General features: G+C 67.1%; 13 protein-coding genes. 10 read left to right on the forward strand and 3 right to left on the reverse strand.

All coding sequences use genetic code 11. The features are described 5' to 3' along the window. Window positions 1-20 precede the first annotated feature (20 nt). The 8 genes from AC5RW2_RS05490 to murA all read left to right on the forward strand — a co-directional run bounded on the left by AC5RW2_RS05490 (window position 21) and on the right by murA (window position 7,731). Window positions 21-569, forward strand: coding sequence for a F0F1 ATP synthase subunit B (locus tag AC5RW2_RS05490; RefSeq protein WP_494000123.1), 549 nt, complete (start codon window positions 21-23; stop codon window positions 567-569). Further along, a complete protein-coding gene (locus AC5RW2_RS05495) occupies window positions 569-1,378 on the forward strand; it encodes a F0F1 ATP synthase subunit delta (protein WP_494000122.1) in 810 nt (269 codons plus the stop codon). Before AC5RW2_RS05490 ends, AC5RW2_RS05495 begins: the two co-directional genes overlap by 1 nt. Before the next feature lie 103 nt (window positions 1,379-1,481). Continuing rightward, the gene (gene atpA / locus AC5RW2_RS05500) at window positions 1,482-3,119 is read left to right on the forward strand and encodes a F0F1 ATP synthase subunit alpha (RefSeq protein WP_494000121.1); all 1,638 of its coding nucleotides are present in this window, start codon (window positions 1,482-1,484) and stop codon (window positions 3,117-3,119) included. 71 nt (window positions 3,120-3,190) lie between these two features. Continuing rightward, window positions 3,191-4,084: a F0F1 ATP synthase subunit gamma gene (locus AC5RW2_RS05505; protein ID WP_493979721.1), complete on the forward strand. Its 894-nt coding sequence runs from the start codon at window positions 3,191-3,193 to the stop codon at window positions 4,082-4,084. 58 nt (window positions 4,085-4,142) lie between these two features. Next, entirely contained in the window at window positions 4,143-5,606 is a 1,464-nt protein-coding gene (gene atpD, locus AC5RW2_RS05510) for a F0F1 ATP synthase subunit beta (RefSeq protein WP_494012423.1), read from the forward strand. 5 nt (window positions 5,607-5,611) lie between these two features. Then, entirely contained in the window at window positions 5,612-5,908 is a 297-nt protein-coding gene (locus AC5RW2_RS05515) for a F0F1 ATP synthase subunit epsilon (protein ID WP_494000118.1), read from the forward strand. A gap of 6 nt (window positions 5,909-5,914) precedes the next feature. Further along, entirely contained in the window at window positions 5,915-6,346 is a 432-nt protein-coding gene (locus AC5RW2_RS05520; protein WP_493989254.1) for a DUF2550 domain-containing protein, read from the forward strand. 104 nt (window positions 6,347-6,450) lie between these two features. Continuing rightward, window positions 6,451-7,731, forward strand: coding sequence for a UDP-N-acetylglucosamine 1-carboxyvinyltransferase (gene murA, locus AC5RW2_RS05525; RefSeq protein WP_494073729.1), 1,281 nt, complete (start codon window positions 6,451-6,453; stop codon window positions 7,729-7,731). Between the two features lie 104 nt (window positions 7,732-7,835). Here murA and AC5RW2_RS05530 read toward each other — a convergent pair whose 3' ends face one another. Beyond that, window positions 7,836-8,039 (reverse strand): cold-shock protein, encoded by a 204-nt coding sequence (locus tag AC5RW2_RS05530; protein WP_136787594.1) that lies wholly within the window; start codon window positions 8,037-8,039, stop codon window positions 7,836-7,838. Window positions 8,040-8,361: 322 nt separating this feature from the next. Continuing rightward, entirely contained in the window at window positions 8,362-9,057 is a 696-nt protein-coding gene (nucS, locus tag AC5RW2_RS05535; protein WP_494000115.1) for an endonuclease NucS, read from the reverse strand. A gap of 99 nt (window positions 9,058-9,156) precedes the next feature. Between nucS and AC5RW2_RS05540 the strand changes: the two genes are divergently transcribed. Beyond that, entirely contained in the window at window positions 9,157-9,483 is a 327-nt protein-coding gene (locus AC5RW2_RS05540; protein ID WP_494000114.1) for an Rv1322 family protein, read from the forward strand. A 7-nt stretch (window positions 9,484-9,490) separates the two neighbouring features. Here the strand turns inward: AC5RW2_RS05540 and AC5RW2_RS05545 are convergent, their stop codons facing one another. Then, entirely contained in the window at window positions 9,491-10,828 is a 1,338-nt protein-coding gene (locus AC5RW2_RS05545; RefSeq protein ID WP_494073730.1) for an AI-2E family transporter, read from the reverse strand. 312 nt (window positions 10,829-11,140) lie between these two features. On the opposite strand from AC5RW2_RS05545, the gene AC5RW2_RS05550 reads away from it, so the two are divergent. Next, window positions 11,141-12,931: a DUF8094 domain-containing protein gene (locus AC5RW2_RS05550; protein WP_494073731.1), complete on the forward strand. Its 1,791-nt coding sequence runs from the start codon at window positions 11,141-11,143 to the stop codon at window positions 12,929-12,931. The last annotated feature ends 10 nt before the right edge of the window (window positions 12,932-12,941 follow it).

Consider the following 12,941-nt stretch of genomic DNA (forward strand, 5'->3'; position numbering starts at 1 on the left):
ATAGATAGGACGGGTGAGATATGAATCAGGCAATGATCCTCGCCGCCGCGGAGGGTGTTAACCCTCTGATCCCTAACATCTGGGAAATCGTCGTCACGCTGATCGGCTTCGCGATTCTCATGTACATCGTCGCCAAGTTCGTCGTTCCGGCGTTCGAGAAGACGTATGCGGAGCGCACCGAAGCTATCGAGGGCGGGATCGCCAAGGCGGAGGCCGCCCAGGCCGAAGCCAGCGCTGCGTTGGACGAGTACAAGCAGCAGTTGATGGACGCCCGCGCGGAAGCCAACCGCATCCGCGAGGACGCCCGCGCCGAAGGCGCCCAGATCCTGGCGGAGCTGAAGGAAAAGGCCCAGGCAGAGGCTGCACGCATCAGCGAGCAGGCCCAGGTCCAGATTGATGCAGAGCGTCAGGCAGCCGTGACATCGCTGCGCAGCGAAGTCGGCACCCTGGCCACCGAACTGGCCGGCAGGATTGTCGGCGAGTCGCTGAACGACGACGCGCGCGCTGCCCGCGTCGTGGACCGCTTCCTCGCCGACCTTGAGTCTCAGAGTGCAGGTGCTGCTAAATAATGGCCGGTGTATCGAGCGAGTCACTGAAAGCGGCACAGCAGGAACTGGAGGCTAAGCTTCCCACCGCTTCGCTGTCCCTGGCAGAGGAACTCTTTGGGATCCTGGGCCTGCTGGACAGCAATGCCGGTCTGCGCCGTGCCCTGACCGATCCGGCGCGCGACAGCAGCGAGAAGGCCGACATGTTCGGCCGCCTCCTCGAGGGGAAGGTCTCGGCGGATGCCCGGGCCATCGCAACCTCGTTGGCTGCCGCGCGTTGGGCCTCCGCGCGCGACATCGGGGACGCCTTGGAGACCTTGGCGGCCACGACGGCTGTCGCAGTCGCAGAGGGCCAGGGTGTTGACGGACTCGAAGGTCTGGAGAGGGACCTGTTCGCGTTCAACCGCATTGTCGGGTCGGACCACGGCCTGCAGCGTGCCCTGCTGGAACCCCAAGCTTCGGACGAAGCCAAGTCGGCGCTGGCACTGAAGCTGGTGCCGGCCGCGGGCCCCGTGGCACAGCTGCTGATCCGGCAGGCGGTAACCGCCCCGCGCGGCATCAAGCCCACGGCCCTGGTAGAGCGGTTCATCCAGTTGGTGGCCAAGCGCCAGCAGCGTTGGATCGCGGAGGTCAGCGTTACCCGTCCGCTGACCGGCGAACAGATGAGCCGCCTGCAGGCCGGGCTCAACCGGTTGTACGGCCGGGAGCTGCGGATCCACTTCAACGTTGATCCACGGCTGGTTGGCGGCGTGCGGGTCATGGTCGGGGATGAGGTCGTGGATGCGTCCGTGATCTCCCGCCTGGCCGAACTCCGCCGGAGTCTCGCGGTTTAGTCTCCTCGCGGAGACTGGGCCGGAAGCCTCACACAGACTGAAAAACACACCGGTCGTCGCGCACCACGCGATGATCATAAACACAGGAGAGCAGGGACTGCAGATGGCCGAATTGACCATCAACGCCGACGACGTCCGCAATGCGCTGAACGAGTTCGCGGCGTCCTATGAACCCGGAAGCGCCGAGCGGGTCGAAGTCGGCCACGTGACCACCGCCAGCGATGGCATCGCCCGTGTCGAGGGTCTTCCCTCGGCCATGGCGAACGAACTGCTGCGTTTCGAGAACGGCGTCCTGGGCCTGGCCCAGAACCTCGACACCCGCGAAATCGGCGTCGTGATCCTCGGTGAATTCACCGGCATCGAAGAGGGCATGGAAGTTCACCGCACCGGTGAGATCCTGTCCGTACCGGTCGGCGACGCCTTCCTCGGCCGTGTCGTGGACCCGCTGGGCCTGCCCATCGACGACAAGGGCCCGATCGAATCGCACGAGCGCCGCGCACTGGAGCTGCAGGCTCCCGGCGTTACCCAGCGCAAGTCCGTGCACGAGCCGCTGCAGACCGGCATGAAGGCCATCGACGCGATGATCCCGATCGGACGCGGACAGCGCCAGCTGATCATTGGCGACCGCCAGACCGGCAAGACCGCCATCGCCGTCGACGCCATCTTGAACCAGAAGGCCAACTGGGAGTCCGGTGACGTCAACCGGCAGGTCCGCTGCATCTACGTGGCGATCGGCCAGAAGGCATCGACCATCGCCGCCGTCCGCCAGACCCTGGAGGACAAGGGTGCGCTGGAGTACACCACCATCGTGGCGTCTCCGGCCTCCGATCCCGCCGGCTTTAAGTACCTGGCGCCGTACGCCGGTTCGGCCATCGGCCAGCACTGGATGTACTCCGGCAAGCACGTCCTGATCATCTTTGATGATCTCTCCAAGCAGGCCGAAGCCTACCGCGCCGTGTCGCTGCTGCTGCGCCGCCCGCCGGGACGCGAAGCCTACCCGGGCGACGTGTTCTACCTGCACTCCCGCCTGCTGGAGCGTTGTGCCAAGCTCTCCGACGAGCTGGGCGCGGGTTCGATGACCGGCCTGCCGATCATCGAGACCAAGGCGAACGACGTCTCGGCCTACATCCCGACCAACGTCATCTCCATCACGGACGGCCAGATCTTCCTGCAGTCCGACCTGTTCAACGCCAACCAGCGTCCCGCCGTGGACGTCGGCGTGTCCGTCTCCCGCGTGGGCGGTGCGGCACAGGTCAAGGCCATGAAGAAGGTTTCCGGCACGCTAAAGCTGGACCTGGCCCAGTACCGCGACATGCAGGCGTTCGCCATGTTCGCCTCGGACCTCGATGCGGCGTCGCGCCAGCAGCTGACCCGCGGTGCGCGCCTGATGGAACTGCTGAAGCAGGGCCAGTACACGCCGTACCCGGTGGAAAACCAGGTCGTGTCCATCTGGGCCGGCACCAACGGCTACCTGGACGATGTTCCGGTCGAGGACGTCACCCGGTTCGAGACCGAGTTCCTCTCGCACCTGCGGCACCGCAGCTCGGTGCTGACGACGATCGCCCAGACGAATCTGCTCGAGGATTCGACCGTGGACGAGTTGAAGTCGCAGATCGTGGACTTCAAGCAGGGCTTCTTCGGGGAGGGCGACAGCCGTCTGGTCGGCGCCGGCCACGAAGAGTACGACCCCCTGGCTGAAGACGAAGTCGCCCAGGAACAGATCGTCAAGCAGAAGCGCTAATTCATCTTCGTTGGCCGGGCGGAACCACTTGAGGGTTCCGTCCGGCCGCCGAGGACGAGGAAAGGAAGAGTATGGGAGCCCAGATTCGGGTCTACCGCCAGAAGATCGCATCGACTTCGTCGCTGCGGAAGATCTTCAAGGCGATGGAGCTGATCGCCGCCTCACGCATTGGCAAGGCCCGCAGCCGCGTCGCGGCCTCGTTGCCGTACGCCAATGCGATCACCCGTGCCGTTTCTGCCGTGGCCTCGCAGTCCGAGATCGACCATCCGCTGACCACCGAGCCGGAGCAGATCCGCAGGGCCGCCGTGCTCGTGCTGACCTCCGACCGCGGTCTGGCGGGATCGTACTCCGCGTCGGTGCTGAAGCAGGCCCAGTCCCTGACCGAGCTGCTTCATGGAGAAGGCAAGGAAGTCCGCCACTACCTGGTCGGCCGCAAGGCGCAGGCCTACTTCGACTTCCGGAACATTCAGTACCAGCAGGTCTGGACGGGCGGAACGGACGCTCCTGAGTTCGCGACCGCCCGCGAGATCGGCGAGGCACTGCTCTCCGACTTCAACACGCCGTATGAGGACGGTGGCGTAGACGAGCTCCACATTGTCTACACCCGCTTCAAGTCCATGGTTACCCAGGAGCCCGCGGTCATCCGACTGCTGCCGCTGGAGGTTGTGGAAGAAGAGGCCACCGCAGAGACCGATCTGCTGCCGCTGTACGAGTACGAGCCGGAGCCCGAGCAGGTTTTGGACGCACTGCTGCCGCGCTACATCGAGTCGCGCATCTTCGCAGCCCTGCTCCAGGCCGCTGCCAGCGAGCTCGCTGCACGCCAGCGCGCGATGAAGTCGGCCAGCGACAACGCCACGGACCTGATCGAGAAGTACACCCGTCTGCGCAACAACGCGCGCCAGGCAGAGATTACGCAGGAACTCACCGAGATTGTCGGTGGCGCGGACGCCCTGGCGGCGTCCTGATAAGTCCCTGCAGCAACAGCACACATAACCACGCCATCGAAACTGAGAAGTGAGAAAGATGACTGCCCAAACCATCGAGCACGGAACCGGTTCCGTCGCTACGGGCGCTACCGGCCGTATCGCCCGTGTCATCGGCCCGGTTGTCGACGTCGAATTTCCGGCGGACGCAATCCCCGCAATGTACAACGCCCTCACCGCTGAGGTGACCCTCAACGGCGAGACCCGCACCATTACCTTCGAGACCTCGCAGCACCTGGGCGACAACCTGGTCCGCGCGATCTCGCTGCAGGCCACCGACGGCCTGGTCCGCGGCACCACGGTCCAGGACGCCGGCTCCCCGATCACCGTGCCCGTGGGCGACGGCGTCAAGGGCCACATCTTCAACGTCCTGGGCGAGCCGCTCGACGTCGAAGCGTCCCAGCTGGAAATCACCGAGCGCTGGCCGATCCACCGCAAGGCACCGAACTTCGCCGAGCTGGAAGGCTCCACCGAGATGCTGGAGACCGGCATCAAGGTGATCGACCTGCTGACCCCGTACATCAAGGGCGGCAAGATTGGGCTCTTCGGCGGCGCCGGCGTGGGCAAGACCGTGCTGATCCAGGAAATGATCACCCGTGTGGCCCGCAACTTCGGCGGCACGTCGGTGTTCGCCGGCGTTGGCGAGCGTACCCGCGAGGGCAACGACCTCTGGGTGGAAATGGAAGAAGCCGGCGTGCTCAAGGACACCGCGCTGGTGTTCGGCCAGATGGATGAGCCGCCGGGAACGCGTCTGCGCGTGGCCCTGTCCGCCCTGACCATGGCGGAGTACTTCCGCGATGTGCAGAAGCAGGACGTGCTGCTGTTCATCGACAACATCTTCCGCTTCACGCAGGCCGGTTCCGAGGTTTCCACGCTGCTGGGCCGCATGCCCTCGGCCGTGGGCTACCAGCCGAACCTGGCCGACGAGATGGGCGTGCTGCAGGAACGCATCACCTCCACCAAGGGCCACTCGATCACCTCGATGCAGGCGATCTACGTCCCCGCGGACGACTACACCGACCCGGCTCCGGCGACGACCTTCGCCCACCTGGACGCGACCACGGAACTGTCCCGTGAAATCGCCTCGCGCGGCCTGTACCCGGCCGTGGATCCGCTGACCTCGACGTCGCGCATCCTGGATCCGCAGTACATCGGGCAGGACCACTACAACACCGCGGTCCGCGTGAAGCAGATCCTGCAGAAGAACAAGGAACTGCAGGACATCATTGCCATCCTCGGCATTGACGAACTGGGCGAAGAAGACAAGATCGTCGTCGCCCGCGCCCGCCGCATCCAGCAGTTCCTGTCGCAGAACACCTACACCGCCAAGCAGTTCACCGGTGTCGAGGGTTCCACGGTCTCCATCAAGGACACCGTGGAAGGCTTCCGGGCCATCTGCGACGGCGAGCTCGACCACATCGCCGAGCAGGCCTTCTTCAACGTGGGCGGCCTGGACGACGTGGAGCGCCAGTGGGCCAAGATCCAGGAACAGACCGGGAAGTAAGGCCTGTGGCTAATATTTCTGCTGAACTGGAAGTTGAGATTGTTGCCGCCGACCACTTCGTGTGGTCCGGCCCGGCAACAATGGTCAGGGCGCGGACCAGCGACGGCGAGATCGGGATCCTGCCCGGGCACAGCCCGGTGCTGGCGGTCCTGGCCGCCGGCGAGCTGGTCATCGAGCCGGTCTCCGGTGAGCGCATCAATGTGAATGTCGACGGCGGGTTCTTCTCGGTCGACAGCAACCGGGTCGTCATCGTCGCAGACAACGCGACGGTGGGCGACGAGGCTACGGCGGGAACCCGCTAGCCGCCGGTGAACGGTCTCGACGTCACGTTCGCCATACTGGCCGCAGTCTTCCTGCTGCTGGTGTTGGCACTGGTCGCCTTCGGGGTGCGCCGCTACCAGCTGCGGCGCGCCCTGGGCACCTTCGACGCCTCCATCGCCATGCTGCCCGGCAGCTGGCAGATGGGGGTTTGTCGTTATACGGACACGCACCTGGAATGGCTGCGCCTGTTGTCGTTGAGTCCCAAACCGCGCTACCGGTTCCGGCGCAGTTCCCTGGAACTGCAGGGATGGCGGCAGCCGACCGAAACCGAGCGGGCCAAGATCCAGCCCGGTGCGATCGTCGTGATGCTCACGCACGAAAAACAGGATCTGTCGATGGCCATGACCTTCGACGTCTATGCGGGTCTCTCGTCGTGGCTGGAAGCCGGGCCGGTGATCGGCATCGGCACCTGGCGTTGAGATCTTTCTGCGGCGCGGCTCTTCCAGGAGCCGCGCCGTCCGCCTTTAACCGGCCCAGCCGTTCGTAACCGGCACAGTCCCGCCCCAACCGTAGGATGGTTTCCATGGAGAACGTGATCGTGGTGCATGGCCCCAGTTCGCTGAACGGGCGGGTGGAGGTTCCCGGCGCCAAGAACAGCGTTTTGAAGCTGATGGCCGCGGTGCTATTGGCCCAGGGCCGTTCCACGATCACGAATGTGCCGGACATCCAGGACGTCTGGATCATGTCCGAACTGCTGCGCCGGCTCGGCTGCGCGGTGGACTACGACGTGGACGCCGCCAGCGTCCACATCGACGTCCCGGAGGAGCCAGCCCATCAGGCAGACTACGACCTGGTCCGCGCCATGCGGGCCTCCATTTCCGTGCTCGGCCCGCTCGTGGCACGCTGCCGGCAGGCGGAAGTGGCACTGCCCGGGGGCGACGCCATCGGCAGCCGCGGCCTGGACATGCACCGGGCCGGGCTGGAACAGATGGGCGCCCACATCAGCATCGACCACGGCTACCTGGTGGCCAAGGCGCCGCAGGGGCTGCACGGGACCCGCCACCGCCTGCCGTATCCGTCGGTCGGCGCCACCGAAAACCTGATGATGGCCGCGACCCTGGCCCGGGGAGTGACGGTGATCGACAACGCCGCGCGGGAACCGGAGATCACCGACATCGCGAACCTGCTGGTCTCGATGGGTGCCCGGATCGAAGGGATCGGCTCGCCCACGCTGGTCATCACCGGCGTGGAGAGCCTGCAGCCCGTGCGCCACAGCACCGTGCCGGACCGGATCGTCGCCGGGACCTGGGCCTTCGCCGCTGCCGTCACCGGGGGAACCGTGGACGTGGCCAGGTCCAATCCCGGCCACCTGGCCGTGGTTTTGGACAAGCTGGAACAGGCCGGCTGCCGGATCACCAGCAGGGACGACGGATTCACGGTGGAAGGACCGGAGCGCCCGCGGCCGATCAACGTCTCCACGCTGCCGTACCCCGGCTTTCCCACGGACCTGCAGCCGTTCGTCGTCGCGCTGAATGCCGTGGCGGACGGGCACGGGATGGTGACGGAAAACGTCTTCGAAGCGCGCTGGGGTTTCACCTCCGAACTGGCCCGGCTGGGAGCGGTGGTGCGGCTGGACGGGCACCACGCGCTGATCAAGGGCGTGCCGCAACTCTCCGGCGCACCGGTCGAGGCCAACGACATCCGGGCCGGCGCCGCGCTGGTGATCGCGGGGCTGGTAGCCGACGGCACCACCGAGATCCACGGCGTCGAGCACATTGACCGGGGATACGAGCGGTTCGACGAACGCCTGCGCGCACTGGGCGGAGACGTGGTCCGGCTGGGACCGCCGAAGCTTCCCGCCTGACGCCGCAACGTCCGACGCCGGAAAACACAGAACCCCTCCGAAGGCATCGGAGGGGTTCTGTGTGCGTTGCGGTGCCGTGGACGGCCCGCCCTGCCAAGCCGAAGCTAGATGACAGTGACGCCGGTGGCCTGGGGGCCCTTGGCGCCCTGGCCGATTTCGAAGCTCACGCGCTGGTTTTCGTCGAGGGTCTTGAATCCGCCCGACTGGATTTCAGAGTAGTGAACGAAGACGTCGCCGTCGGCCTCATCCGGTGTGATGAAGCCGAAGCCCTTTTCCGCGTTAAACCACTTAACGGTCCCCTGTGCCATTTAAATCTCCTCATCGTGAAACAAAAACAAGCCGGCACACCTCGTACCAACCCGGTTACTCCGTGGAAGATCCAAACGACACGGCCTGCGGGCCGGACGCCGTGGAGCTTCACACTCGCAACACGTCTTGCGAGCATGAAAACCACACCTACACAAAGACTGAGTTAAGCATCACACAAGCCCCATGGGCGGTCAACGGTACAAAGAACAATTCAATCTTTTATTAAGCGAGAGTTCGGCGCGGGGTTAATGACCGCCAGGCGGGCGACGAGCGCGGCACCGGCGGCAGGAAAGCGGGCGCTGTTGCACGCCCGCCGGAGCGTCAGAACAGGCGGGAGTCGGCGTCGTCCACGCCGCGCATCTCGTCGTAATCGAGGGTCAGGCATTCGATGCCCCGGTCGGCGGCAAGCACGCGCGCCTGCGGCTTGATCTGCTGGGCCGCGAAAATGCCCTTGACCGGAGCCAGCAGGGGATCGCGGTTGAGCAGTTCCAGATAGCGGGTCAGCTGTTCCACGCCGTCGATGTCGCCGCGGCGCTTGAGCTCCACGGCCACGGTCCCGCCATCGGCGTTGCGGGCCAGGATGTCCACCGGCCCGATCGCCGTCATGTATTCGCGCCGCACCAAAGTGTGGCCGGGGCCGAGGCGGTGGATCTGTTCGGCCAGCAGGCGCTGCAGGTCGGCCTCCACGCCGTCCTTGACCAGCCCAGGGTCCACGCCGAGGTCGTGGCTGTATTCGTGCAGGTGCTCGTGGATGCTGATCACCAGGCGGTCGTCGCTCTTGGCATGCTGGACATGCCAGACTTCGCGGACGCCCGAGGAGGCATCATCGGCCTCCGGCTCCGCCACCCGGAGATTCGCCGGCGGGCTCATCCAGTTGAGCGGCTTGTAGGAACCGCCGTCGGAATGGATCAGGACGGAGCCGTCCGCCTTCACCATCAGCAGGCGGGTGGCCAGCGGCAGGTGGGCGCGGAGGCGGCCGATGTAGTCGACGGAGCAACGGGCAATGACAAGACGCACAGTAGGCCACTTTACCGGTGCCCGCTGCGTGGTCGGTCCGGTGCAGCGGCGGGCGGGCGCGGTTCGGCCCGGGCCGCGCCGGTGGGGCAGAATGGTGGCATGCCCCGTTCCAACCGCCCGCGCCGCCGCTCAGGGGCCGGCAGCAGCAAGTGGACGCGGGCCAACGAGCTGGACCTGGACCGCGCCCGCGCCGGCATTCCGGAGCGCCAGAACGCGCCCGACGGCGAATGGAACGTGCGGCGCATCACCCCGTCGAACGCCGCCAAGGAGTACACCTGCCCGGGCTGCAACCGGACGATCGGCCCGGGGATCGAGCACCTCGTCGCCTGGCAGGCCGACTCGCTGTTCGGCGGCGAGACGGCGCTAGCCGAGCGGCGGCACTGGCATCCGCGCTGCTGGCAGACCCGCAGTTTCCGCTACCGCTGACCCGGCCTCAGTTCCGGTCCTGCCGGACGATGAAGACGTCCTTCAGCAGCAGCATCACCGATGCCGCGGCCGGAATCGCCATCAGGGCGCCCAGCACACCCATCAGCGAACCGCCGGCAATCACGGCGATCACGGCAACGGCGCCGGGGACGGCCACCGCGCGCTGCATGATGCGCGGCGAGACGAAGTAGGCCTCGATCTGCAGGTAGGCAAAGTAGATGACGGCGAACAGCAGCGCCGGCTGCCAGCCCACGGTCAGGGCAACCAGCGAGACGAACCCGCCGGCGATCACGGCCCCGATCAGCGGGATGAAGGCCAGCAGGCCGACGACGAAGGTCAGCAAGGCCGTGAACGGCACCTGCGCAATGGTCATGGCGATAAACGCCACCGCCGCGTTGATCAGGGCCACGCAGGCCTGGCCGATCACATAGCTGCCCACGCTGCCGGTGATTTCTTCGGACAGGCGCTGCACCTGTCGCCGCTTGGACCGCGGAGCGAGCCGGTAGGCCCACACCTTCAGCGCCGGGAGCGACGCCAGGAAGTACAGCGTGAGCACCAGCACGATCAGCGCCCCGAACGCACCCTGGAGCACGGCACTGCCGACGCCGAGAACGCCGCCGAAGATGCCCGTGACGTTCTCGGAACTGGCAAAGAACCGCTCCAGTTCGATGTCGATGCGCTCCCGGACCTGGAACTGCGCATCGATCGTCTGGAAGAAGGCCGAGTTCAGGATGTCCTCGACATAGCGCGGAGCGTTGGCCACGATCTGCGTGGTCTGGTTGACGATGGTCGGGATGAGCGTGGAGATGAACGCCGCGATCAGCCCGGCCAGGATCAGCACCACAATGATGACCCCGGCCGGACGCGGCAGCCCCTTGCTTTCCAGCCAGCGGACGATCGGATCGAGCCCCAGGGCAATGAAGAGCGCCGCCGCGATCCACGCCAGCAGCTCGCCGACGTTGGTCAGCACAAAGTAGAGCAGCAGCGCGAAACCGACGCCGACCGTGGCCATGAATCCGAAGTGGATCGGGTGCCGGGCGGGGGAGAACTCGGTGCCTGCGGCGCCGTCGCGGGCGGCGGCGGGGGAATCGTCCTCGGGCGGCATCTGGAAGCGGACGCGCGGCCGGGCGCGGGGCATCGAGGCGCCGAGGCGCCCGAGGGCGCCGAGCACGGCGTGCCGGCGAGCCGCCATGACCGGCGGCGAGGCCGGAGAGCCGGCCGTCGCGGCGGGATCCGTGGCCGGCGCGGCGGGATCCGGGGCCGGTGCCGCGAGGTCGGCGGGCTGGCCCTCGGCCGGCGATCCGTTGCCGGCGGCGGGCGTGGGAGCATCCCGGGGTTCGCTCACGCAGCATCCTCTCTTCCGCCTGCAGCCGCTGAAGCAGCGGGCGGGCGCACTTGTCACGCGCTAAGCAACAACGGCGCAGGATAGGGGCAATTCTGAGCGAAAGACTACCAGTCCGGTATGGTGTGGCAGCGGATGCCGACGGCAAAAAGGGCAAAAGGCGGACCACGCGGTCCGGCCGCGCACGGACGGCCGAGAGGGTTCGTTACCATAGGGTTATAAAGCATGACCGATGGCGGGCACCCCGGCCGGCCCTGGAGGCTTGGGCGTCCCTGCGGCCCTTCCCTCCTGCAGCGATCGACGATTGGTATTTTTGTGCGTTTTAAGATTTCAGTGGCCCTGATGGTGATCGGCCTGCTGGCCATCGCGCTGGGCATCGCCCAGCGGACCGTGTGGGCGCCGCCCGAGCGTGCCTCGGCCACCTACACGGCAGCCGATGCAACCGCACCCGTGACCGTCATCGAACCGGAAGTCTTCGGTGTCCACGAAGAAGAAGTGGACGTTTCGGTGGAGGCCGACGGCGAGTTCCTGCTGGCCATCGGCCGAGCGGGCGACGTCGAGGCCTGGGTCGGAGAGGCGGCGCACACCTCCCTGACCGGCATCGAGGACGGGCAACTGCAGGGGACCGTGACCGAGGGCGAGGCCAAGGTGCCGAACCCTGCGGGCTCCGACCTGTGGGTGAGCCAGCAGCAGGCCGAGGGCAGCCTTGAGCACCGGTGGCTGGCTCCGGCCGACGGCGAGTGGTCCATCCTGCTGGCCGCGGACGGCACCGAGCCGGCGCCGACGACGGTGACCGTCACCTGGCCGAACGACACCTCGGTGCCGTGGTCGCTGGCCCTGATGATCATCGGAGCCCTGCTGCTGGTGCTCGGCGTGGCGATGGCCGTGGTGTCCCGCCGCCCGAACCGGCCGGTCCCCGGCGGCGACTCCGATCCCCGGGGCGGCGGCGGCCGGCCGAACGCAGGCGGCCCGGAAACGGCACCGCTGGCTCAGCGGGGCGGCAGTGTTCCGGCCGGCCGTCCCGGCCAGGCCGGGCCCGGAGACGCGGGCCTGGAAAAGCCCGAACAGGGCGAGCGGTCACCGGGCCGCCGTTCCCTGATGGAACGCCCGAAGCTGGGCCTGCGCGCCGCCGCCGCTGCGGGAGCGGCCGTGGTGCTGGCCTCCGGCGCCGTGCTTCCCGCCCACGCCGCCTCTCCGGCCGCCCCGTCCCAGGGCGCAGGGGAAGCCGCCGGCCACCCGGTGGTGCTGGAGGGCCAACTGACCCGGATCATGGACTCGGTGGCGAAGGCGGTCTCCGACGCAGACTCGGCGCGGGATTCCGGCAAGCTGAAGCCGCGGGTCGCCGGTGCCGCCCTGACCGTCCGCGAGGCCAACTACAAGGTTCGGGCCGAAAACGGCGAGGCTGCGGCTCCCGTCCCGGTGGCTGCCGGGCCGATCCTGACCTCGATGGTCAGCACGAGTGCCGACTGGCCGCGGACGGTCGTGACGGTCACGGAGGGCGAGGACAATCCGGTGCCGCAGGTGATCGTGCTGGTGCAGCAGGATCCGCGCTCGAACTACCGGATGGTGGGCGCGCTCCAGATGCTGCCGGGCACCACGTTCCCGCAGGTCTCCACCGAGAGCGGCGGGACGCCGGCCGTGGCGCCGGACGCCGGGGAAGGCCTGCTGTACGCGCCGCAGGCGGCGGTGAAAATGGTCGCGGAGAACCTCGACGACGGCAAGCACAAGGACGCGATCGGTAAGAACACCTTCTCCGAGCAGATCCAGGCGTTCCAAAAAGACCAGGTGAAATCCAACAAGAACGCCGACATCTCCTTCAGCCGCAGCGTCGACGACGGCTCGCTGCGGGCGCTCCGCACCGCAGACGGCGGCGCCGTGGTGTTCGGCCACATGGAGTCGGTGATGAGCAGCGTGCCGGCCGAGGCCGGCGCCACCGTGGAACTCTCGCCCGAGTTCGCGGCGCTGGCAGGGGATGACTCCACCACCGAAGGCGTGGACGTGACCTACGGCGAGTCCGTCTTCCTGTACGTGCCGCCGGCCGGTTCCGACGACCGGCTCACCCTGGTGGGCGTCGCCCAGGGCCTGGTGGACGCCGAACTGAAGTAGCCCCGGCCGG

This window comes from Arthrobacter sp. B0316-1-20, from assembly GCF_059091865.1.